Source organism: Streptomyces sp. NPDC102402 (genome assembly GCF_044765765.1).
Classification (GTDB): domain Bacteria; phylum Actinomycetota; class Actinomycetes; order Streptomycetales; family Streptomycetaceae; genus Streptomyces.
Genome location: NZ_JBIWKR010000020.1, coordinates 1 through 21,486, shown reverse-complemented (window position 1 = coordinate 21,486; position 21,486 = coordinate 1). Strand labels below are relative to the sequence as shown.

The following is a 21,486-nucleotide window of genomic DNA, read 5'->3' as shown; positions in this document are numbered from 1 at the left end:
CGCGACGGTACGCCGTCTCCCGGATCAGGCGCCGGGGCCGATTTCGCACCAGACCGCCTTGCCTTCCCCCCGGGGCTCGATGCCCCAGCGTCCGGCCACCGCGTCGAGCAGCAGCAGCCCTCGCCCGGAGGTCGACGTCTCGCCCGGGGTGCGCCGCCGCGGCCAGACGCTCGAGCGGTCCTGCACCGACAGCCTGATGCGCCGCACCGGCTCCGGCAGCACCTCCAGCGTCAGTACCGCCCCGCCCTCCGTATGCAGCAGCACATTGACCAGCAGCTCGCCGGTGACCAGCTCCGCATCGTCCGCCAGACCGGCCAGGTCCCAGTCCGTCAGCGCCTGACGCACGATCGACCGGGCCTCCGAGAGCCCCTGCGGATCAGCCTGGTGGATGTACTGGTGGAGCCGTGGCGCACGCGGCGACCCGCGGTCCGGGCTGCGCCGCAGCACGAGCAGCGCCACGTCGTCGCCCGAACCCCACCGCTCCCACAGCCGGTCCGACAGATGATCGGCCAGCGCCTCGGCACCGTCGGGTCCGCCGCTCACCTCATTGATCAGGGCCGCGACACCCGCGTCCACATCGGCACCCGGTTCCTCGACCAGACCGTCGGTGTACAGGACGAGCGTCTCACCGGGCACGAGGTCGAGGCGGGTCTCCGGGTACTCCTCGTCATGGAAATCCGTGGAGATGCCCAGCGGCATGCCCCCACGCACCTGCGGGACACCGACCCGCCCGTCGGTATGTCTGATCAGCGGTCCGAAGTGTCCCGCGCGAGCCACCCGCACCGCCCCCGTGGCGAGGTCCACCTGGGCGTACGTGGACGTCGCGAACCGGTCGGTGTCCAGCTCGGCGAGGAAGCGGGAGGCCCGGGCCAGCACGGTCGCCGGTGGGTGCCCCTCGGCGGCATACGCGCGCAGGGCGATACGGAGCTGACCCATGATCGCCGCGGCGTGCGTGTCGTGCCCCTGCACGTCCCCCACCACGACGCCGATCCGGTCCCTGGGCAGGGTGATCACGTCGTACCAGTCGCCGCCGACCTCGCGCCCGCTCCACGCGGCGTGGTAGCGGACCGCGATCTCGCCCCCCTCGATCTCCTGGATCCGCCGGGGGAGCATGGCCGACTGCAGCCCGGTGGCGAATTCACGTTCCTCGTCGAAGAGGATCGCCCGTTGCAGGGACTGGGCCACGATGGCGGCCAGCCCCAGGCACAGGATCCGCTCGTCGGCACTGAACACCGTGCGTTCGCGGTAGAAGAGCGCGAGCCCGCCCAGCGACCGCGCCTGAGCTATCAGCGGCAGGTAGGCGACGGCACGGAAGTTCAGCCGTCCGATGTGCGGTTCGAGCACGGGATAGCGCCGGACCAGTGAATCGAGCGAACTGATGAAGCGGGGACGCCCGCTGAGGATCGTGTCCCCGAGAGGGAGCGCCGCGTCGAGCTGCCCGGAACCGAGGCCTTCGAGGACCTCCACCGACTCCCCGCTCAGCGCGATGATCCTCAGCGCGGAGTTCTCCACCAGGCCGAGCGCCAGCCCGTCCGCGCCGACGCCGACCAGGCCACCCGGACCGGTGAGGGCGGCGGTGACATCGTCCACGGTCACGGCGCGTGACATCGCGGCGGTGGTGCGTTCGACGATGCTGGTCTGCCGCCGCAGCCGCTTTTCCAGATCCAGCACGAAGGCCGAATGGGTGACCTCGGCCGTCGCATCCCTCACCACACCGATGACCCGGTGCGCCCGGCCGTCGTCGGACCGCAGGATCCGCGCCTGGACGTGGGTCCACTGGCGGGCCCCGTCCTCCAGCGGCACCTGGAAGTGGACGCTGTAGGAGTTGCTCCCGCCGGAGATCGCCTCGTCGACGGTGGCGCTCAGGCGCGCCCGGTCCGACGCCTCCAGCCGTTCGACCACGGTCGACGGCGACGCGTCGAAGCTCTCGGGATCCAGGCCGAACACCATCAGCCCGGCCTCGTCGATGTCCACGGTCCGGGCGTCCAGATCCCACTCGAAGCTGCCCGTACGGTTCATGGCGAGGCGCTCCGCGGTCCCGGTCCCGGCGTCATGGTGCTGCCCGGGCCGGCGCCACGAGGTCGCTTCGTCGTCTGCTCGCCGTGAAGAGTCGGTCATGCCTGCTCCGGAGGTTGTCCGGCGGGGCTGCTGGACGTCGCGGCCCGTCGGTCTCAATTGTCGAGCCCGCGATGCGGGAGTGCCACAGCGCTGTCGCGGCGGACCCGGCGCCAGGGCCCCGCGACGGCCGTCGCAGAATGGCGGGCAGAGATCGTCCACGGCTGACCGGAGCGCCCACATGAACGACGACGAGCCCGTCCTGCTGCACACCCAGGGCCGTGTCCTGCACATCACCCTCAACCGGCCCCGCGCACTGAACGCGCTCACGCACACCATGGTGCGCGGCATCGGCGACGCGCTCGCCCTGGCCGCCGCCGACGACACGGTCGCAGCCGTGGTGATCGGCGGAGCGGGGGACCGGGGCCTCTGCGCGGGCGGGGACATCCGCTCGATCTACGAGGACGCCCGCGCGGGCCGCAGGGCATCCGTCGACTTCTGGCGGGACGAGTACCGGCTCAACGCCAGGATCGCGAGGTTCCCGAAACCGTACGTGGCGCTCATGGACGGGATCGTGATGGGCGGTGGGGTGGGCGTATCCGCCCACGGTGACGTACGCGTCGTCACCGAGCGCTCACGTGTCGCGATGCCCGAGACCGGAATCGGCTTCGTACCCGACGTGGGGGGCACCTGTCTCCTGGCCGCGGCACCGGGTGAACTCGGCACGCACCTCGCCCTCACCGGCCGGGCGGTCGGCGCGGCTGACGCCGTCCTGTGCGGACTCGCCGACCACTTCGTCCCGTCGGACCGCCTCGACGACCTCGCCGCCGACCTCTCACGGAGCGCGGAACCCGGCGGGGTGACGGACCTCGTGCGGCGGTACGCGACCGAAGCCCCCGAAGGGGAACTCACCGCGGACCGCGCGTGGATCGACGACTGCTACGCGGCCGGCACCGTCGAGGAGATCATCGACAGGCTGGTGGGCAGCGGACTCCCCGCCGCCAAGGAGACCGCGACCGAGCTCCTCGCCGCTTCACCCACCGCGCTCAAGGTCACCCTGGCAGCGGTGCGGCGTGCCAAGGGGCTCAGCGGCCTCGAAGCCGTGCTCGACCAGGAGTTCCGCGTCTCCTGCCGGGCCTTCACGGGCCACGACCTGGTGGAGGGGGTACGCGCCCGGATCATCGACAAGGACCGTACCCCCCGATGGAGCCCCGCCGAGCTCGGTGATGTCAGTGACGCCGACGTGGCCCGCCACTTCGAGCCGCTCGGCGACCAGGAACTGGGGCTGGCAGCAGTCTGACCGCGCCGCCCCCGCGCCGGGGCTCCGGGCGAGCGGGGCCCGACGACGCCGCCCGGGCCCCTGGCTCCGGCTCATCCGCGTACGGCGGGGCCAGGGGGCCGGCTCATTCGCGTACGGCCAGCCGGTCAGCTGCCCGGTCCCAGGCTCCGGGGTCACCCTGCGGGGTGTAGTGGCGCAGCGGCTGGGTGCGCGCCACGAGCGCGCGCATCTCGGTCAGCCCGCCCACCAGACCGTGGGCCCGCGCCTGCAGCAGCACATTCCCGAGGGCCGTGGCCTCGGCCGGTCCCGCGGTGACCGGCAGGCCGGTCGCGTCCGCCGTCCACTGGCACAGCAACTCGTTGCGCGAACCGCCGCCGACCAGGTGGATCCGTGTCAGTTCTCGTCCGGCCAGGCCGGCCGCCTCGCGCAGCGTCCTGCGATGGGCCAGCGCCAGGCTCTCCAGGACACACCGCACGTATCCCCCCGGGCCTGCCGGTGGGGCCTGCCCCGTCCGGGTGAGGGCGGCGTCGATACGCGACGGCATGTCTCCCGGCGGCAGGAACACCGGATCGTCCGGGTCGATCACGGCGGCGAACGGCCGGGCACGTGCCGCGTCCGCCAGGAGACCCGCGAGCGCCGTCGGCCTACCGTCGCGTTCCCAGGTGCGGCGGCACTCCTCCAGCAGCCACATCCCCATGATGTTGCGGAGATAGCGCACCGTGCCGTCCACTCCGCGCTCATTGGTGAAGTTCGCGGCCCTCGACTCCTCGGTCAGCACCGGTGCGTCCAGTTCGAGACCGGCCAGCGACCAGGTGCCACAGGAAACGTACGCGAACCCCGGTTCGGCGGCGGGAACCGCGGCCACGGCCGAGGCGGTGTCGTGCGAGGCGACGGCGGTCACGGGTGTGTCCGCGGGCAGACCGGTGAACCCGGCCACCTGCGCGAGCAGCGTTCCCGCGTGCTCGCCGGGTTCGCGCAGGGCGGGGAACAGCGAACGCTCCAGCCCCATTCGCGCGATCAACGTGTCGGACCAGCGGCCCGAACGCGCGTCGAACAGACCGGTCGTCGACGCGTTGGTCACTTCCGTTCCCATCGTCCCCGTCAGCCAGTACACCAGCAGATCGGGCATCATCAGCAGCGTCCTGGCCGCCGCCCACTGAGCCGTCGAACGGTGGGCGGCGAGCTGGAAGACCGTGTTGAACGGCAGATGCTGCAGCCCGCCCACGTCGTACAGCTCCTGTGCCCCGAAGCGGCCGAGGACCTCGTCGGCAGCCGCGGCGTTGCGCTCGTCGCGGTAGTGGAACGGGAGGCCGAGGAGCGACCCGTCGGAGTCCAGGAGACCGTAGTCCACGGCCCAGGTGTCGATACCCACCGAGGCGACGGTCCCACTGCGCGCAGCGGCACGCAGCCCCTCCAGCATGCCCTGGTACAGGGCGAGCACGTCCCACCGGAGACCGTCGGGGAGACGGACCGGCGTGTTGGCGAAGCGGTGCGTCTCGGTCAGCGCCAGCCGGTCCGGGCCGACCCTGCCGGTGATGACGCGGCCGCTGGTGGCGCCCAGGTCCACCGCGGCGAACACCGCGTCGTGTCGTGAAGTCGCAGACATGGAAATCTCATCCGATCCGGACGGAGCCGCGCCCCGGTGTTCCCGTAAGAGCATCCGGGACGCGACGGGGTGGCACGTGGTCAGCGCAGGAACGCCGCCGCCACACCGGCGTCGACGGGAATGTGGAGCCCGGTGGTGTGGGTCAGGTCCCCACCCGTCAGGGCGAACACGGCGTTGGCGACGTGCTCCGGGAGCACCTCGCGCTTGAGGATCGTGCGCTGGGCGTAGAACTCGCCGAGCTTCTCCTCCTCGATGCCGTACGTCGCCGCGCGCTGGGCTCCCCAACCCGCCGCGAAGATCCCGGAGCCCCGCACCACCCCGTCCGGATTGACCCCGTTGACCCGGATGCCGTGCTCGCCGAGCTCGGCCGCGAGCAGGCGCACCTGGTGGGCCTGGTCGGCCTTGGTGGCCGAGTACGCGATGTTGTTCGGGCCCGCGAACACCGCGTTCTTGGACGCGATGTAGACGATGTCGCCACCGAGATCCTGGGCGCGCATCACCCGTGCCGCCTCGCGGGACACCAGGAACGAGCCACGCGCCATGATGTCGTGCTGCAGGTCCCAGTCCCGGGCCGTGGTCTCCAGCAGAGGCTTGGAGATGGAGATCCCCGCGTTGTTCACCACCAGATCGACACCGCCGAACGCGAGCGCGGCGGCCTGGAAGGCATCGGTGATCTGCTCCTCCGACGTGACGTCGACGGTCACCGCGACGGCCCTGTCCGGGCCGCCGAGCTCCTCGGCGACAGCCGCCGCGTTGACGGCGTTCAGGTCGGCGACGACGACACAGGCACCTTCCGCGACGAGCCGGTGCGCGATGGCCTTCCCGATGCCCGACCCGGCTCCGGTGACGAGTGCGACCCGTGCGGCCAGAGCCTTCGGCTTCGGCATCCGGCGGAGCTTGGCCTCCTCCAGTTCCCAGTACTCGATGCGGAACTTCTCCGACTCCTCGATCGGGGCATAGGCGGAGACGGCTTCGGCGCCGCGCATCACGTTGATGGCGTTGAGGTAGAACTCCCCGGCCACCCGGGCGGTCTGTTTGTCCTTGCCGAACGAGAACATGCCTACACCGGGCACCAGCACGATCGCCGGGTCCGCGCCGCGCATCGCCGGCGAGTCGGGGGCCGCGTGGCGCTCGTAGTACGCGCGGTACGCCTCCCGGTACTCGCGGTGGAGCACCTCCAGCCGGGCCACGGCCTCCTCCAGCGGCGCGTCGGCCGGCAGGTCGAGGACCAGTGGGCTGACCTTCGTACGGAGGAAGTGGTCGGGGCAGGACGTGCCGAGCGCTGCGAGACGGGGGTGCTCGGCACGCGACAGGAAGTCCAGCACGGGCGTCGCGTCGGTGAAGTGCCCCACCTGGGGCCGGTCCGTGGACGCCAGTCCGCGGATCACCGGAGCGAGGGCCGCCGCCCGCTCCCGGCGTGCCGCCTCCTCCAGTGCCTCCCGGCCGGGGAGCACGGGGCCGAAGGGCTCCTCCCGGCCGTGCTCCACGAGGAACGTCTCAGCGGTGCGGATCATCCAGAGGGCGTTGCGCTCGCACTCCTCGGAGGTGTCGCCCCAGGCCGTGATGCCGTGACCGCCCAGGACCACGCCGACGGCCTGCGGATTGGCCTCCTTGACCGCCGCGATGTCGAGGCCCAGCTGGAAGCCGGGCCGGCGCCATCCCACCCAGGCCACCTTGTCGCCGAAGCACTGGGCGGTCAGCTTCTCGCCGTCGGCCGCGCAGGCCAGAGCGATCCCTGAGTCCGGGTGCAGGTGATCGACGTGGGCGGCCTCGACCAGTGCGTGCATCGCGGTGTCGATCGAGGGAGCCGCGCCTCCCTTGCCGTGCAGGCAGTAGTCGAACGCAGGGACCATCTCGTCCTCGCGGTCCACCCCCGGGTACACGTCCTTGAGCGCTCGCACCCGGTCCAGCCGGAGCACGGCGAGACCGGCCTCGGTCAGCGTGCCGAGGTCACCGCCCGAGCCCTTCACCCAGAGCAGTTCGGCCTCGCCACCGGTGACCGGGTCGGTCTCCGTCGCCTTGGCCGAGGCGTTGCCACCGGCGTAGTTGGTGTTGCGCGGGTCGGATCCGATCCGGTGGGCGCGCTCCAGGAGCGCGGCGACCTCGGCGTGCGTCGCGGACGTCATGAGAGTTCCTTCAGGGAGAGGGGAAGAGCGATTGCGGCTGGACGAGGTGGGCGGGGGAGCGCGGCTCAGGCGCCCCAGCCCGCCTGCTCCCCGCCGACGCGGTCGGCGGCGATGCGCTCCTGGTTGCCGGAGGCGAGGTAGGCCGCGAAGGGATCGCGTCCCAGACCGAGCTCCTCACGGACGTCGGCGAGCAGCGGCCGCACGTCGGTGTTGAACGCGTCCATCAGCACTCCGTTGGCGGCGAGGACGTCACCGGAGCGCTGCGCCTCGGCCAGCGCCTCGGTGTCGATCAGCAGCGCCTTCGCGGTGGCCTCCTGGACGTTGGTGACCGAACGGATGACGGCCGGGATCTTCGCCTCGATGTTGTGGCACTGGTCGAGCATGAAGTTGACGTTGGTCTCGGCCTTCAAACCGCCGTTCTTGACCACCTCATGCATGATCCGGAACAGCTGGAACGGGTCGGCCGCTCCCGCCATCAGGTCGTCGTCCGCGTAGAAACGGGAGTTGAAGTCGAAGGCGCCGAGCTTCCCCTCGCGCAGCAGGAAGGCCACGATGAACTCGATGTTGGTGCCCGGCGCGTGGTGGCCGGTGTCGACGACGACCTGGGCCTTCGGCCCGAGCTTGAGGCAGTGGGCGTACGACGTGCCCCAGTCCGGGACGTCGGTGGTGTAGAAGGCGGGCTCGAAGAGCTTGTACTCCAGCAGCATCCGCTGCTCCTCGCCTAGCCGCCCGTAGACCTCGGCCAGCGCCTCGGCCAGCCGGTCCTGACGACCCGAGATGTCGTCCTGGCCGGGGTAGTTGGTGCCGTCCGAGAACCACAGTTTGAGGTCCGGCGAGCCGGTGGCGTCCATGATGTCGACACATTCGAGCAGATGGTCGGTGGCCCTGCGGCGGACCTTCGGATCCGGGTGGGTGACCGAGCCCAGCTTGAAGTCGTCGTCCTGGAAGACGTTGGAGTTGATCGCGCCGATCCGCAGCCCCAGTCCCTCGGCGTGCCGGGTCAGTGACGCGTAGTCCTCCACCTTGTCCCAGGGGATGTGCAGAGACACCTTCGGGGCGACTCCGGTGTACGCGTGCACCTGCGCGGCGTCCGCCAGTTTCTCGAACGGGTCGCGCGGGACGCCGGGCTGGGCGAAGACCTTGAAACGGGTCCCGGAGTTGCCGTATCCCCAAGAGGGCGTCTCGATGACCTGAGACTTCAGAGCTGCCTTGACGGCCGACACATCAGACATGAACACCTCGTAAGCAGAGTCATCCGGCGACCTGTCAGGATCGAGGATGTGAATCGTTTCATCTGGAACGTACGCTAAGTTTGGGCACTGTTGCTAGTCAAGGAGCTGCTCAGGTTTCTCGCGATTTGAATCAATTCACCGCGTGTATCCGGGGTCTCCGGCCAGCTTTCCCGCGTTGACACGTGACCGAAAGGTCACATATTTTGGGTGTATGGACGCAGTGTTCAAGGCTCTGGCCGATCCGACGCGGCGCTCTCTGCTCGACGAGCTTTTCCGCGACGACGGGCAGACACTGGGTGCGCTGGAGGGCCGCTTCGAGATCACGCGGTTCGCGGTGATGAAGCACCTCAAGCTGCTGGAGGCAGCCGGCCTGGTCGTCACACGACGGCGAGGGCGGGAGAAGCTGCACTTCCTCAACCCGGTGCCCATCCGACTCGTCCACGACCGTTGGGTGAGCAAGTACGCGGAGCCCTGGGCCGCCGGGCTCAGTGCCCTCAAGAGCGGACTGGAGGATCCCATGGAGAAGGTCTTCGAGATCTACATCCGTACCACTCCCGAGCGCCTCTGGGAGGCGATCACCGATCCCGGGATCAGGAGCAAGTACAACTTCGGCGCCGGCGTCACCTCGGACTGGACCCGGGGTTCACGCTTCGAGATGGGTGTGCCCGGAGCTCCCGGCGCCCTGGGCGAGGGGCAGAACCTCGAGGTGGACCCGCCGCGCAAGCTCGTCCAGAGCATGGTCGCGCTCTGGAGCGACGAGGTGAGGAGCGAGGGCCCGACCCGCGTCACCTGGGAGATCGAACCCATCGGTGACTCGTGCCGACTGACCGTCACCCACGACGAGCTGCGCGAGGGGGCCAACGACGAGCTGTACGGCGGCTGGCCGATGATCCTCTCCGGCCTGAAGACCTGGCTGGAGACGGGGGAGCTCCTCACCACCCCCGGATCGCTCCTCCACGGCGGCCGGTAGCGGCCAAGGCCGCGGTGGCCGCCGCGGTGGCCGCCTCGCGGGAGCGCCCGGCCCTCACCGCACGTCCCTCACGGGAGCCGGGCGGCCCACCGCGGCCCGAGTCCTTCCCGTCAGCGACCCGAACCCGTCATGCTCGGCCGCAACTGCCGCACGAGTGTGAAGAGCCTGTCCTCGTTGCCCATGAGCCCCGCGTTCCGCAGAGCCTCGTCGGCCTCCTCGATGGGGGAGGTGAGCAACGGCATGTACTGCGGAGCGTCGTCCGGGTCGTCGATCACGGCACGCGTGGCCGCCAGTAGACGGATGTACGCCTGCGCCGCGGCGATTTCGGCCTGGTGCATCTCAGCATCTCCCGGTCAGAGGTGTCGGACCGTCAAGCATCCCTCATGAGTCCGACAACACCGGTCCGGCCGCTCCGGGGAGTGCTCAGGGGCGGGCGTCCGGAGGCGGTTCGACCTCGAGGAAGCGCCGACGGCGTGGTCCGCGGTACGACAGGACCGTCCAGCCCAGGCGCCGCAGCACCGTGGCACAGCCGGCGAGCGCCTCCTCCTCGTCGCTCGTCGCCCCGCTGCCCGGCGGCCCCGCCCACTCGACCCGCGCCGAGCCGGGGGTCTCGCCCTGGCTCACGCGATAGCCCGTGGCGGTCCGCTCGCCGGACGGGCCGACAGCGGACGCGGGTGTCCCGGCGGCCTCCAGTGCCAGCGCCACGGCCCGCAGGGGCCTTCGCAGCTCCCACACGGCCGGCACACCTTCGGGATCCGTGTGCTCCGCACGGGTCACCCGCCTGATCTGAAGCATTCCCTCGAAGGCCGTCCGCACCTCCGCTCCGCGCCGGCCCGCGGCGTCGGGGGCCGGGGGGCCGTCACCGGTCGCCGGCTCGAACCCCGTCTCCCGCGCAGCGCCCATGTCCTGCCCCCTTCACCGGTACCGAACTCCGTCGCCCAGTGTGCCCCCGCGCACCGACAACGGACGCACGTCCGGTCCACGAGCACCCGTAGGCTTGAGGCCGACGCCGCGACACCGGAGGTACCAGGCACATGCCCGACGACGACGCTACGGCCGAACGAGCCGTCAGCGAACAGGGCGCACTGCGCGCCGACTGCGCGAACTGCTTCGGGCTCTGCTGCGTCGCGCTGACGCTGACCGCGTCGGCGGACTTCGCGATCGACAAGGACGCCGGAACCCCCTGCCCCAACCTCGCGGAGGACTTCCGCTGCGGTATACACACCCGGCTGCGCTCCGAAGGCTTCTCCGGCTGCACCGTGTACGACTGCTTCGGCGCGGGGCAGAAGGTGTCCCAGGAGACCTACTCGGGCCGGGACTGGCGTGCGGAACCGGACACCGCCCAGCAGATGTTCCAGGTCTTCCCGGTGATGCGGCAGCTTCACGAACTGCTCTGGTACCTGGCCGAGGCCCTCACCCTGCCGGCGGCGGCCCCTCTGCACGCCGAGCTCCGCGACGCCCTCGAAACGACCGAACGCCTCACCCACGCGCCCGCCGAGGAGCTGGCCGAGCTGGACGTCGCCGCCCACCGGGAGCGGACCGCCGCCCTGTTCCTGCGCGCCGGCGAACTCGAACGGGCCACGGTTCCCCGGACCGAGCAGCGTGGCCGACGGGGTGCGGACCTCATCGGAGCCCGGCTCAACGGCGCCGACCTGCGCGGCGCCGAACTCCGAGGGGCGTATCTCATCGCGGCCGACCTGAGCGGAGCGGACCTGCGCCGCGCGGAGCTCATCGGCGCCGACTTCCGTGACGCCGACCTGTCCGACGCCGATCTCACGGGCGCACTCTTCCTCACGCAGGCCCAGCTGAACGCAGCCAAGGGAAGCAGCGGCACCCGGCTGCCGGATGCGCTGACCCGGCCCCCGCACTGGGTGGCGAACTGACCCGGTTCCGGACGGCACACGTTCGCCCACGCACTCCTCGTACGGCCGTGACGGCTCCGCCCCGTACGCCGACCGCGCGTACCTCCGTGGGCCGTCCGGCAGCCGCATGACGGCCTGTCACCGGGCTTCGGTACGCGGGCGCCCGGCACCGGCGGGCGCCCCGTTTCCGTCGCCGCGCGTGGAGCGTCCGTACGCCCGGCAGGAGCTACGCCTGAGGGACGTCGGTCCGCTCCGGACCGCCCTGCTCCATCGCGGCCTTGAGGCGCTCCAGGGTCGTGCGGATGTTCCCGCGCTGGAACTCCGCGAAGGTGTGCCCGCGCGTCGCGACCCGGTCGAAGGCGTTGGCGAGGAAGTCGGGCCACGCCCGCCGGTTGTCCGTCCAGGTCTCGGTGACACGGGTACCGCCGTCCACCGGCTCGAAGCGGTACTCCCACAGCGCGATGGCACCCGGCAGCCGCGGGCGCCGCGCACCGATCGCGTGCACTCGGAAGGCGAACCGCTCGCCCGGGTCGGCGGCCGTCACCGTGCACCTCGTCGTCCAGCGGAAGGAGCCGCGCTTGTTCCGGCCCTCGAAGACCATCCCGACATGAGCGCGCCGAAGCTCTCCGAGCACCCTCGCGCCCCGGTTCTCCGGACTCCAGCGCCCCATCGCCGTGGGGTCGCTCACCTGGGCGTAGACGGTCGACGGTGCCGCCCGGATCAGGATGGTGTCCGATACGGACATGGTGCGGGGCATGAGAGGTACTCCTTCGTCCTCCGGGCCGGCCGGCATCTCGGGGAAGCCGGACGGATCATGTGCGAACGGTCTGCGGTACTGGTTCGTTGGGACAGTGTGGCGTACACGCAACAACGCCCAGGACACCGGACCCGAGGAGCCCGTACATGCCAAGCCCCAGCGAACCCGGCCTCACCCGTACCGCCGCCGCGACCGGCGAGCGGACACGACTGGTCGAGCGGCTCATGGAGCAGTTCCCCCATGTTCCGGCAGAAGCCGTCCTCAAGGAGGACCTGCTGCGCGGAGGGATGGCGTTCGACGACTCCGCGCTCAGTGACAACGAGCACGGGGACGTCAAACCCAAGTCGTACTTCATCTTCTCCTTCGACCACGGCACGCTGCCCGAACTGGGAGCCGCTGCGCTGCGCCGCCCGCCCGAGGAGGTCGTGCTCACCGGCGGCCCCTACGGCCTCCGCCGCACGGTGGTGTCGGTGAGAGTGAACCCCGCCTCCCCGTACCGTGTGGCGGCCGGGGACGACGGAGTCCTCGGGCTCTATCTCGACGGCGTCCGCATCTCCGACGTGGGGCTGCCCCCGATGCCGGACTACTACCGGCACACGCTGGCCAACGGAAAGTCCGTCATGGAGGTGGCACCCACCATCCAGTGGGGCTACCTGATCTATCTCACGGTCTTCCGTGTCTGCCAGTACTTCGGCGCCAAGGAGGAGTGCCAGTACTGCGACATCAACCACAACTGGCGCCAGCACAAGGCGGCCGGCCGGCCCTACACGGGGGTGAAGGACGTCGAGGAGGTCCTGGAGGCCCTCGCGATCATCGACCGCCACGACACCGCGAGGACGACCACCGCCTACACGCTCACCGGCGGCGCCATCACCTCCCGCCTCCAGGGGCGCGACGAGGCCGACTTCTACGGGCAGTACGCCAAGGCCATCGAGGAACGCTTCCCCGGCCGCTGGACCGGCAAGGTCGTCGCCCAGGCACTTCCGAAGGCCGACGTCCAGCGCTTCCACGACTACGGCGTGCAGATCTACCACCCCAACTACGAGGTGTGGGACCGCCGCCTGTTCGAGCTGTACTGCCCGGGCAAGGAGCGCTACGTCGGCCGCGACGAGTGGCACCGGCGCATCCTGGACTCCGCGGAGGTCTTCGGTGCCCGCAACGTGATCCCCAACTTCGTCGCCGGGGTGGAGATGGCCGAGCCCTTCGGGTTCGCCTCCGTGGACGAGGCCATCGCGTCGACCACCGAAGGCCTGCGCTTCTTCATGTCGCACGGCATCACCCCGCGCTTCACCACCTGGTGCCCCGAGCCCACCACGCCCCTCGGGAAGACCAACCCCGACGGGGCGCCGCTGGAGTACCACATCAAACTGCTCGACGCCTACCGCTCGACCATGGAGGAGTACGGCCTGTCCTCACCGCCCGGATACGGTCCGGCTGGCCCAGGACAGGCCGTGTTCTCGGTCAGTTCGTTCATGGACAGCCTCCCTGCCGACAAGTGAGCCTGCCCCGGGCGCCGGGTGCGTCAGGCGCGCCACTCGGCGCCGCGCTCCGGGCCGGCGTCGGCCAGCGCCTTCGCGATGGTGCCGGCGTCGCCCCGGTTCCCGTACACCGGCGTGCCCGGCTGCTGACGCCAGGACTCGTCGAGGCCGCCGGCGTCGACGGTGTCGAAGCCCAGCTCGTCGATCAGCTCCCGGACGGCCTGCTTGGCGGCCGGGTCGTCGCCGGCGACCGGAAGGGCCTGGCGGCCGGGGGCACCGTGGGGGAGACCCCTGTCGAGGATGTCCTGGGCGAACGTACCGTTGAACGCCTTGATCACTGGATGGCCGATCTGCTGCTCGGTCCAACGGCTCTCCGGCAGCCCCTCCTCGATGGCGGGGATACGTCCGTCGCGCTGCTGCGGGTAGTAGTTCCCCGTATCGATGACGGCGACGTCGTCGGCCGCTCCATCGAGGATGCCGGAGGGCAGGTCCGGGACGGCCTTGAGGGGGACGGTCACCACGACGACACGTGCTCCCCGAGCCGCCTCCGCGGACGTCACCGGCGTGGCACCCGTCTCCTCGGCCAGTGCCGTGAGCGTCTCGGGCCCGCGGGAGTTCGCGACGGACACGTCGTGCCCCAGCGCCGTGAGCCGCCGCGCGAGGTTGCCGCCGATGTTGCCGGCCCCGATGATGCCGATCTTCATGATTTCAAACCTTTCTGATGCCGGGATCTTGGGGTGAAAGGGTCTCGCCGGTTCATCAACCCCGGGGAAAGTGACCCTATTCCGGGCCCGCCGAATCGGTTCGGCGGCGGGGCGGCGGATGAGAGCGTTCCTGAAGGGCACGTATGGGGCGACAAGCGGAACCCGAAGCGGAACCCCGTTGCCCAACTCGGAGGCGGTGCCCGTGCTGCACGGAATCGATGTCAGCGGCTATCAGACGGAATTCGACACGGACGGTCTGGACTTCGTCTTCGTCAAGGCGACCGAGGGTCGTTCCTATGTAAATCCGAAGATGAAGGGTCAGGTGAAACGAGCCAGGGACGCCGACTGCGTCGTCGGTTTCTACCACTTCCTCTGGCCCGGACACGCGAAGGACCAGGCCGAGTACTTTGTCGAGAGGACACCCGAGAACGAGGGCGATCTCCTCGCCGTCGACTGGGAGCAGACGGGCGAAGGCACGCGCGCCGACAGCGCGGACAAGGACCGTTTCATCCGCGAGGTGAAGAGGATGAGGCCGCACCACCGCGTCCTGCTCTACTGCAACCGCTCGTTCTGGATCAACCACGACACGAGTTCGTACGCCGGCGACGGGCTGTGGATCGCCGACTACGGCAAGGCGGCAGCGCCACGGATCGACGCGGACTGGCGCATCCACCAGTACACCGACGACCCCCTCGACAAGAACGTGGCCGACTTCCCCTCGCGGCAGGCGATGAGGGCCTGGGCCACGCCCTGAGGGAGGGCACGCAGCCGAGGACGACGCATGGTCGTCAACACGGACGCCGTGGCCATCGGCCAATGGAGTGTCCTTTGCCAGCCACTGGTGCAGTGCGCACGGAGACGACCTGCGGTTCCGCCCCGGGGAGTCCATTCTGGTCGCCGAGTCCGCAGATCGGCCGTCGACCGAAGGAGTGCCGCAGTGACGACGAGGGGTCCCTCAGTATCGGCGGAAGCCGATGCCGCCTACCAGGACGAACTGCCTGTACGGCGTCGGCAGCCGGGGAACGTGGTCATCAGGTGGCTGACCACCACCGACCACAAGACCATCGGCACGTTGTATCTGATGACCTCGTTCGCCTTCTTCATCATCGGTGGTGTCCTGGCGCTCGTCATGCGCGCCGAACTGGCCCGCCCGGGTGACCAGATCATTTCGAACGAGCAGTACAACCAGGCGTTCACGATGCACGGCACGATCATGCTGCTGATGTTCGCGACGCCGCTGTTCGCGGGATTCGCGAACTGGATCATGCCGCTGCAGATCGGCGCCCCCGACGTGGCGTTCCCGCGGCTGAACATGCTGGCCTACTGGCTGTACCTCTTCGGGTCGCTGATCGCGGTGGCCGGCTTCCTCACCCCGCAGGGCGCGGCCGACTTCGGGTGGTTCGCCTACTCCCCGCTCACCGACGCGGTCCGCTCACCGGGTATCGGTGCCGATCTGTGGATCATGGGTCTGGCCTTCTCCGGTTTCGGGACGATCCTCGGCTCGGTCAACTTCATCACCACGATCATCTGCATGCGCGCCCCCGGCATGACGATGTTCCGCATGCCGATCTTCACCTGGAACGTCCTGCTGACCGGTGTCCTGGTCCTGCTCGCGTTCCCGGTCCTGGCCGCCGCGTTGCTGGCATTGGAGGCGGACCGGAAATTCGGTGCACACGTCTTCGACGCCGCCAACGGCGGCGCACTGCTCTGGCAGCACCTCTTCTGGTTCTTCGGCCACCCCGAGGTGTACATCATCGCCCTGCCGTTCTTCGGCATCGTCACGGAGATCCTCCCCGTCTTCAGCAGGAAGCCGATTTTCGGTTATGTCGGTCTGATCAGCGCGACGATCGCCATTGCCGGTCTCTCGGTGACGGTGTGGGCGCACCACATGTATGTCACCGGTGGCGTGCTGCTGCCGTTCTTCTCCTTCATGACCTTCCTCATCGCGGTCCCGACCGGTGTGAAGTTCTTCAACTGGATCGGCACGATGTGGAAGGGCTCGCTGTCCTTCGAGACACCGATGCTCTGGTCCATCGGATTCCTCGTCACCTTCCTCTTCGGCGGGCTCACCGGTGTGCTCCTGGCCTCGCCGCCGCTGGACTTCCACGTCTCCGACTCGTACTTCGTCGTCGCGCACTTCCACTACGTCGTCTTCGGCACCGTGGTCTTCGCGATGTTCGCCGGATTCCACTTCTGGTGGCCGAAGTTCACCGGCAAGATGCTGGACGAGCGGCTCGGGAAGGTGACCTTCTGGACGCTGTTCATCGGCTTCCACGGCACCTTCCTCGTGCAGCACTGGCTGGGTGCGGAGGGCATGCCGCGGCGTTACGCGGACTACCTCGCGGCCGACGGCTTCACCGCCCTGAACACGATCTCGACGATCTCCTCGTTCGTGCTCGGACTGTCGATGCTTCCCTTCCTGTACAACGTCTGGAAGACCGCCAAGTACGGCAGGAAGATCGAGGTCGACGACCCCTGGGGCTACGGCCGCTCGCTCGAATGGGCGACGTCCTGCCCGCCCCCGCGTCACAATTTCCTGACGCTTCCGCGGATCCGCTCCGAATCCCCGGCGTTCGACCTGCACTACCCCTCGATCCGCGCTCTCGAAGACGCGGTGAACCAGCCTCAGGCATCCGTCACGGTGGCGCCCGGGGACAAGCAGGCTTAGGCGTGTTTCGAAAGTCCCGCCTGCCTGGCGACGCCTGGCACGCACCGGACGACGGCTACAGGAGAGGAGGACCGCGTGAAGCCGGACGAGGAGAGTGCCCGAGGTGTGGCCCAGGTTGAGGGCTACCTGCTCTGGAACGCCGAGGTCGAGCAGGCCCGTAGGCGGGCACGCCGGTTCACCGACGCACTGCCCTGGCTCACCACCGCCCAGCGGGACGACGTCGAGCGCGTCTACGTGGCGGACCGGGTCGAGCTCTGCCGGGAGACGCTCACGAGGATCGCCGGCCGTGCCGTGGAACTGCGGGGCGAGTACACCGCACGTTACGAACGCCTGAGGATCCGCTGTGTGGCTATGTCCGTACTGACCGTCGGCACGGTGGGCGGCATGTGCGCCGCACTCACCCTGATCGGCCGCTGACCTGCGTGCGGGGCGCCCGGGCCCGCGCCCGGGCGCCCCGCACGTCAGTGGCGTACCAGGCAGAAGGGGTGCCCTGCCGGATCCGCGTACACACGCCATCCCCGCGCGTCGGGCCCCCGGTCCAGCACGGTCGCCCCGAGCGCGAGCACCTGCTCATGCGCGTGCTCCAGCTCGGGGACACCGAAGTCGAGGTGGAACTGCTGCGGGCGGTCAGGGTCCGGCCACCTCGGAGGGCTGTAGGGCTCGACCCGCTGGAAGCAGAGCACGAGTCCCGCTGGAGAGTGCACCGTCGCCCAGTCGTCGCCGAGCGCCCACCGTCCGTCGGGCCGGTCGGCCTCCCCGCCGAGGACGGCCGCGTAGAACCTGGCCAGTTCCGCCGGATCGGGACAGTCCAGCACCACACACTGCAGCTCAGCGATCATGGTCGCATCCTAGAAGCCCACGCTCACCGGACGGGAACCGCCCACGCCCTGTCGAGATCCGCGAGCTGTGCGGCGAGCAGATTGGCGTGCGGCGGCGGCAGTTCGGCCGCACGGTGGTCCAGCTGCACGGCGCACGCGGTCGTGGTGTCGATGAGCCGCTCCACCGCCCCCGCGACACTCTCGGATCCGGCGGAGTGCCGAGCCACCGGCGGGAGTTCGGCAGCCGAGAGGTCGATCGCCGTACGCGCCGCCGCCAGCGACCGATAGGCGTCACGGCGGAGCACTCCCCTCCCCGCACGGTCCTCCGGAGCACTCAGGACATGCCCCAGGTAGCGGTGCGCCGCGTCCACCGTCGTATCGAGAGCCGCCCGCACGGTGTGGCCCCGCCGCCCCGGCAGCGGGAGGTGCCCCACGAGCAGCACCGCCCCGCAGGCGAGGAGGGACTCCACCACCCGGCCCCACGCAGCGGGGGGTTCGCCGCCCAGCAGGACCAGGGACAGCACGAGGACGGTGACCACCAAGGTCTGCACCGCGAAGTGGCGGGTGGCGACCGGAAGGAGCGCGCCGCACAGGGCCACGGCCGCGACCAGGGGGAAAGGCCCGGACACCAGCAGGGCCAGGACGCCGAAGACCGCGGCGCCCGCGACCGTTCCCACGGCACGGCACACCACCCGCGAGGCCAGCGGCCCGAGGTCCGGCTTCACGAGGAAGACCGTGGTGGCCGGCAGCCAGTACCAGTGCTCGTGGTGGAGCCACTGAGCCACGACCGTACTCGTCGCACAGCACAACGCGACCCGCAGGCCGTACTCGCGCCCCGCGGCGCTCCACGCCCGGCCGAGGACGGAGGCCCGCGAGCGTTGCCCGCGCCGGCCCGGCTCCGGGTCGGCGCCACCGTCGAAGGCCGACGCGGCACGCAGCAGAGCATCGTCCAGGGCCCTCAGCCCGGGATCCGTACGGGCCGGGGCGGGCAGTGGCCCGCACGTCTCCCCCGTCCGCACCGCGGCCGCCAGCCTGCGGGGGCCCTCCACGATCCTGGCGGGCAGCGGATCCCCGGCCCAGGCCAGCGCCGTCGCGGCTTCGGCCAGCGGGAACGCCGCCGCGTACTGACCATGCAGCCTGCGCTCGGCCGCGGAGCTCGCGTAGCGGCGCAGCCGCGGCCCGGACAGCGCGTCCTGCGCCTGGTCGAGCGCGGAGCTCAGCGCCGCGCGCCCGGCCAGGGCCCGGGGGCCGCCGGTGGCCTCCAGAAGCCGTGCCACGGCCTCGTACACGGCGGCGACCGCCTCCCGCTCGCCGTCGAGCCTGTACGGCCCGCTGCCGAGCCCGCCCGGAGAGGGCAGGAGCAGCCGGAGCAGGAGGAGCCATCCCGCACCGCCCAGGAACAGCAGCGCGCGCAGCGGGCCGGGCTCGGGCAGCGGCATGCCGGCCCCGATCACGACCGCGACCAGCATCTGTGTGCCGCAGGCCGACGCCACGGGCCCCGTGGAACTGAGCGCGCCGGCCACCAGACCCAGCAGCCCGAACACGACCGGCAGGACGACCATGGACCGGCCGCCGCCCACGGCGGCCGCCGTCATCGTGCCGAACAACAGGCCCGCGGAGCCCGCCAGGGCGGGAAGCCCAAGTCGGGCGACCGAGGCGCGGCGGCTGCCGGGCCGGTCGTTGATACCCGCCAGCATCGCTCCGAGCGCGGCCGGGACCCCCGCGGTCGGCCGCTCGGCGAGGACCGACACGAGCAAGGGTGCGGCGGCGAGCGCCCCGCGCAGGACCGCGCTCCAGGGGACGGGCCCGCGCTGGGACCGCAGCACGTGGGCGAGCCACGGGGGAAGCCGATGGGTGAGCGGAGAGCGTGTGGTCACCGTGCTCCTGTCCGAGGGGAAGGTGTCGTGTCGCCTGCGGACACCTTCGGCCTGGGCTCGGCCCCAGCCTAGATCCCTTACGTGGAGGGGGTGCTACCTGCTCGTTTCCGCAGCATGACGGTGTTCCGGAGCGCGGCTGTCAGAGGGCGGTGGCGAAGTTCTGCGTCCATACGGGGCCACCCGACGAGTCCTCCCTGCCGATCCCGATCTCCTTGAAGGCGCAGTTGAGGATGTTCGCCCGGTGGCCGTCACTGTTCATCCAGGCGTCCATCACCGCCTCGGCGGTCTGCTGGCCCTTCGCGATGTTCTCGCCGTACGTGCTCCACCGGTACCCGACGGCGGTGATGCGCGCGCCGGGGTCCGTGCCGTCCGGGGAGGTGTGGGAGAAGTAGTCCCGCGCCACCATGTCCGCGGAATGACGCGACGCGGCCTTCGTCAGCAGGCTGTCGCCGCTCACCGCGGAGCAGCCTTCCCGTGAACGCTCGCTGTTGACCAGGGCGATGACTTCCTCGGCCACCGACGGGGCGGATGAGGCCTTGGGCGCCGGAGCCGGCGCCGGCGCCGAGGACGGTGTGCGCGGCTTCGGCGCCCGCTCGGGTGCGGAGGGGGCGCTCCGGCTTCTGGAGGCGGACGGAGACGCGCTCGCCGAGGGTTTCGGCGAGGCGGAGGAGGGCGACGGGGATGCGGAGGAGGGGGACGCCGACGGGGTGGACGGCGTGGGCACCGGTGCCGACGGACCCGTGAGAGGGGTCACGGCGGTCGCCGGGTCTTCGCCGCCGTCGTCCGTGTACAGGTGCACGGCACCTCCGCCGCCTCCCAGTACCGCGACGGCTGCCAGTCCGGCGACGACCGTGGTGCGGCGACGGCGTCTCGCACCCTCGCGCCGCCGTTCGGCACGTCCGGCGCCGGACACCGCGGCGGCGGTCGCGGGCAGGAACGCCGTCGGAAGGAGGTCCTCCGCAGGTCCGGCGGCAGACGCCGCGACCGGGACCAGAGCCAACCCCACCAGCAGGCCCTCCGCCGGAACCAGGCCCGAACGGTGCCCCGCGCACACCGTGCACTGGCGCGCATGCCGCGCCAGGCGCTTGCGCCAGAGCGCGGACGGCACCCCGTCCCACCGGGCCGCCAGGTCCTCCAGCAGGACGCAGCGGGGCTCCGCCGCCAGGGCGCGCACCACCACCCGGGCCGCTTCGAGCCGCTCCTTCATCCGCTGGACACGCACCGCGGTGTGCTGAGGGGACAGGTCGAGGGCGGTCGCCACCTCGGCCCGGGACAGCTCCCCGGCCGTCTCCAGCCACCACAGCGACACCAGCTCGCGGTCCTCCTCGTCCAGCCAGCGAGTGGCCTCGGCCGCCTCCCGGCGCTGGCCGGTCAGGCCGAGCCGTGCGATCGTCAGCTCGACGAAGTCGGCGGCGGGATCGACGACGTCGTACGCGCCCTCCATCCCGTCCGCGGATATCTCCCCGGTCCTGCGCGTGCGCCAGTGGCCGCGGATCTCGTTCATGGTGATGGCCACGAACCAGGACCGGAAGCTCCTCGGCGTACGCAGCGAGGGCAGGCCGCGGAGCATGCGCAGCACACTGTCCTGGACGACGTCGTCGACGTCGGCATGCCCGTTCAGCGCCCGGCCGACGATGTTGTAGACCAGCGGCAGATAGGACGCGACGAGCTGGTCCTGCGCTTTCGTGTCGCCCTTCTGCGCGGCCTTGATCAACGCTGTCTCGCGTGCCTCGCCCATGCTCTGCTCACTCTTCCGGGATCCTGTTCCGTCACTTCCCACACTCGGGAGACGCTGTGCGGCGGGGACGATAACAGGAATCCGGTCAGGTGCTCGAGATCCGCTCCCGGATCCGCACACGCGGACGGGGGGGGGGGGGGGGGGGGGGGGGGGGGGGCGCCGGGGCGGGGGGGGGGGGGGGGGGGGGGGGGGGGGGCGGGGGGCGGCGGGGGGGGGGGGGGGGGGGCGGGGGGGGGGGGGGGGGGGTGGGGGGGGGGGGGGGGGGGGGGGGGGGCGTGCCGCCGCGGGTTCCGGCTCGGGCTCGGCGATGACCGCT

Annotated in this window: 18 protein-coding genes; 7 read left to right on the top strand and 11 right to left on the bottom strand. The window is 70.9% G+C overall.

Translation table 11 applies throughout. The features are described from left to right. Positions 1 to 24 precede the first annotated feature (24 nt). A complete protein-coding gene (locus ACIRJR_RS33585) occupies positions 25 to 2,118 on the bottom strand; it encodes a SpoIIE family protein phosphatase (RefSeq protein ID WP_403787908.1) in 2,094 nt (697 codons plus the stop codon). Between the two features lie 178 nt (positions 2,119 to 2,296). Here ACIRJR_RS33585 and ACIRJR_RS33580 point away from each other — a divergent pair, with 178 nt between their 5' ends. After that, entirely contained in the window at positions 2,297 to 3,355 is a 1,059-nt protein-coding gene (locus ACIRJR_RS33580; RefSeq protein ID WP_403787906.1) for an enoyl-CoA hydratase/isomerase family protein, read from the top strand. 103 nt (positions 3,356 to 3,458) lie between these two features. On the opposite strand, the gene ACIRJR_RS33575 is transcribed toward ACIRJR_RS33580, so the two are convergent. From ACIRJR_RS33575 to rhaI, 3 genes are all read right to left on the bottom strand, one after another. Continuing rightward, positions 3,459 to 4,940 (bottom strand): rhamnulokinase family protein, encoded by a 1,482-nt coding sequence (locus ACIRJR_RS33575; RefSeq protein ID WP_403787904.1) that lies wholly within the window; start codon positions 4,938 to 4,940, stop codon positions 3,459 to 3,461. An 80-nt stretch (positions 4,941 to 5,020) separates the two neighbouring features. Then, positions 5,021 to 7,066: a bifunctional aldolase/short-chain dehydrogenase gene (locus ACIRJR_RS33570; protein WP_403787902.1), complete on the bottom strand. Its 2,046-nt coding sequence runs from the start codon at positions 7,064 to 7,066 to the stop codon at positions 5,021 to 5,023. Between the two features lie 65 nt (positions 7,067 to 7,131). Beyond that, complete coding sequence (gene rhaI / locus ACIRJR_RS33565) at positions 7,132 to 8,298, bottom strand: L-rhamnose isomerase (RefSeq protein WP_403787900.1); 1,167 nt, start codon at positions 8,296 to 8,298, stop codon at positions 7,132 to 7,134. Between the two features lie 211 nt (positions 8,299 to 8,509). Here rhaI and ACIRJR_RS33560 point away from each other — a divergent pair, with 211 nt between their 5' ends. After that, positions 8,510 to 9,268: an ArsR/SmtB family transcription factor gene (locus tag ACIRJR_RS33560; protein ID WP_403787898.1), complete on the top strand. Its 759-nt coding sequence runs from the start codon at positions 8,510 to 8,512 to the stop codon at positions 9,266 to 9,268. Between the two features lie 110 nt (positions 9,269 to 9,378). Here the strand turns inward: ACIRJR_RS33560 and ACIRJR_RS33555 are convergent, their stop codons facing one another. After that, positions 9,379 to 9,606: a hypothetical protein gene (locus tag ACIRJR_RS33555; protein ID WP_403787896.1), complete on the bottom strand. Its 228-nt coding sequence runs from the start codon at positions 9,604 to 9,606 to the stop codon at positions 9,379 to 9,381. A gap of 85 nt (positions 9,607 to 9,691) precedes the next feature. Continuing rightward, complete coding sequence (locus tag ACIRJR_RS33550) at positions 9,692 to 10,171, bottom strand: hypothetical protein (RefSeq protein ID WP_403787894.1); 480 nt, start codon at positions 10,169 to 10,171, stop codon at positions 9,692 to 9,694. Between the two features lie 131 nt (positions 10,172 to 10,302). On the opposite strand from ACIRJR_RS33550, the gene ACIRJR_RS33545 reads away from it, so the two are divergent. Continuing rightward, entirely contained in the window at positions 10,303 to 11,151 is an 849-nt protein-coding gene (locus ACIRJR_RS33545) for a pentapeptide repeat-containing protein (RefSeq protein ID WP_403787892.1), read from the top strand. Between the two features lie 205 nt (positions 11,152 to 11,356). Here ACIRJR_RS33545 and ACIRJR_RS33540 read toward each other — a convergent pair whose 3' ends face one another. Beyond that, positions 11,357 to 11,887 (bottom strand): SRPBCC family protein, encoded by a 531-nt coding sequence (locus ACIRJR_RS33540; protein ID WP_403787890.1) that lies wholly within the window; start codon positions 11,885 to 11,887, stop codon positions 11,357 to 11,359. A 146-nt stretch (positions 11,888 to 12,033) separates the two neighbouring features. On the opposite strand from ACIRJR_RS33540, the gene ACIRJR_RS33535 reads away from it, so the two are divergent. Then, positions 12,034 to 13,386, top strand: coding sequence for a radical SAM protein (locus ACIRJR_RS33535; protein WP_403787888.1), 1,353 nt, complete (start codon positions 12,034 to 12,036; stop codon positions 13,384 to 13,386). Between the two features lie 23 nt (positions 13,387 to 13,409). Here ACIRJR_RS33535 and ACIRJR_RS33530 read toward each other — a convergent pair whose 3' ends face one another. Further along, positions 13,410 to 14,069: an NADPH-dependent F420 reductase gene (locus ACIRJR_RS33530; protein WP_403787886.1), complete on the bottom strand. Its 660-nt coding sequence runs from the start codon at positions 14,067 to 14,069 to the stop codon at positions 13,410 to 13,412. Between the two features lie 202 nt (positions 14,070 to 14,271). On the opposite strand from ACIRJR_RS33530, the gene ACIRJR_RS33525 reads away from it, so the two are divergent. From ACIRJR_RS33525 to ACIRJR_RS33515, 3 genes are all read left to right on the top strand, one after another. Then, positions 14,272 to 14,823 carry a glycoside hydrolase family 25 protein gene (locus ACIRJR_RS33525; RefSeq protein ID WP_403788048.1) on the top strand — a complete coding sequence of 184 codons (552 nt, stop codon included), beginning with the start codon at positions 14,272 to 14,274 and terminating at the stop codon, positions 14,821 to 14,823. Positions 14,824 to 15,006: 183 nt separating this feature from the next. After that, positions 15,007 to 16,737 (top strand): cytochrome c oxidase subunit I, encoded by a 1,731-nt coding sequence (gene ctaD / locus ACIRJR_RS33520; RefSeq protein WP_403787884.1) that lies wholly within the window; start codon positions 15,007 to 15,009, stop codon positions 16,735 to 16,737. A 75-nt stretch (positions 16,738 to 16,812) separates the two neighbouring features. Further along, the gene (locus tag ACIRJR_RS33515; protein WP_403787882.1) at positions 16,813 to 17,154 is read left to right on the top strand and encodes a hypothetical protein; all 342 of its coding nucleotides are present in this window, start codon (positions 16,813 to 16,815) and stop codon (positions 17,152 to 17,154) included. Positions 17,155 to 17,198: 44 nt separating this feature from the next. On the opposite strand, the gene ACIRJR_RS33510 is transcribed toward ACIRJR_RS33515, so the two are convergent. From ACIRJR_RS33510 to ACIRJR_RS33500, 3 genes are all read right to left on the bottom strand, one after another. Continuing rightward, a complete protein-coding gene (locus ACIRJR_RS33510) occupies positions 17,199 to 17,576 on the bottom strand; it encodes a VOC family protein (protein ID WP_403787880.1) in 378 nt (125 codons plus the stop codon). A gap of 23 nt (positions 17,577 to 17,599) precedes the next feature. Further along, positions 17,600 to 19,432: an FUSC family protein gene (locus tag ACIRJR_RS33505; RefSeq protein ID WP_403787877.1), complete on the bottom strand. Its 1,833-nt coding sequence runs from the start codon at positions 19,430 to 19,432 to the stop codon at positions 17,600 to 17,602. A gap of 139 nt (positions 19,433 to 19,571) precedes the next feature. Beyond that, positions 19,572 to 21,170, bottom strand: coding sequence for a sigma-70 family RNA polymerase sigma factor (locus ACIRJR_RS33500; protein ID WP_403787874.1), 1,599 nt, complete (start codon positions 21,168 to 21,170; stop codon positions 19,572 to 19,574). Between the last annotated feature and the right edge of the window lie 316 nt (positions 21,171 to 21,486).

What these genes read in the sequence shown, in the direction of transcription:
- ACIRJR_RS33510 (WP_403787880.1), bottom strand. Translation starts at nt 17,576, where the DNA reads ATGATCGCTGAGCTGCAGTGTGTGGTGCTGGACTGTCCCGATCCGGCG.
- ACIRJR_RS33570 (WP_403787902.1), bottom strand. Translation starts at nt 7,066, where the DNA reads ATGACGTCCGCGACGCACGCCGAGGTCGCCGCGCTCCTGGAGCGCGCC.
- ACIRJR_RS33555 (WP_403787896.1), bottom strand. Translation starts at nt 9,606, where the DNA reads ATGCACCAGGCCGAAATCGCCGCGGCGCAGGCGTACATCCGTCTACTG.
- ACIRJR_RS33545 (WP_403787892.1), top strand. Translation starts at nt 10,303, where the DNA reads ATGCCCGACGACGACGCTACGGCCGAACGAGCCGTCAGCGAACAGGGC.
- ACIRJR_RS33535 (WP_403787888.1), top strand. Translation starts at nt 12,034, where the DNA reads ATGCCAAGCCCCAGCGAACCCGGCCTCACCCGTACCGCCGCCGCGACC.
- rhaI (WP_403787900.1), bottom strand. Translation starts at nt 8,298, where the DNA reads ATGTCTGATGTGTCGGCCGTCAAGGCAGCTCTGAAGTCTCAGGTCATC.
- ACIRJR_RS33540 (WP_403787890.1), bottom strand. Translation starts at nt 11,887, where the DNA reads ATGCCCCGCACCATGTCCGTATCGGACACCATCCTGATCCGGGCGGCA.
- ACIRJR_RS33560 (WP_403787898.1), top strand. Translation starts at nt 8,510, where the DNA reads ATGGACGCAGTGTTCAAGGCTCTGGCCGATCCGACGCGGCGCTCTCTG.
- ACIRJR_RS33580 (WP_403787906.1), top strand. Translation starts at nt 2,297, where the DNA reads ATGAACGACGACGAGCCCGTCCTGCTGCACACCCAGGGCCGTGTCCTG.
- ACIRJR_RS33575 (WP_403787904.1), bottom strand. Translation starts at nt 4,940, where the DNA reads ATGTCTGCGACTTCACGACACGACGCGGTGTTCGCCGCGGTGGACCTG.
- ACIRJR_RS33530 (WP_403787886.1), bottom strand. Translation starts at nt 14,069, where the DNA reads ATGAAGATCGGCATCATCGGGGCCGGCAACATCGGCGGCAACCTCGCG.
- ACIRJR_RS33550 (WP_403787894.1), bottom strand. Translation starts at nt 10,171, where the DNA reads ATGGGCGCTGCGCGGGAGACGGGGTTCGAGCCGGCGACCGGTGACGGC.
- ACIRJR_RS33500 (WP_403787874.1), bottom strand. Translation starts at nt 21,170, where the DNA reads ATGGGCGAGGCACGCGAGACAGCGTTGATCAAGGCCGCGCAGAAGGGC.
- ACIRJR_RS33585 (WP_403787908.1), bottom strand. Translation starts at nt 2,118, where the DNA reads ATGACCGACTCTTCACGGCGAGCAGACGACGAAGCGACCTCGTGGCGC.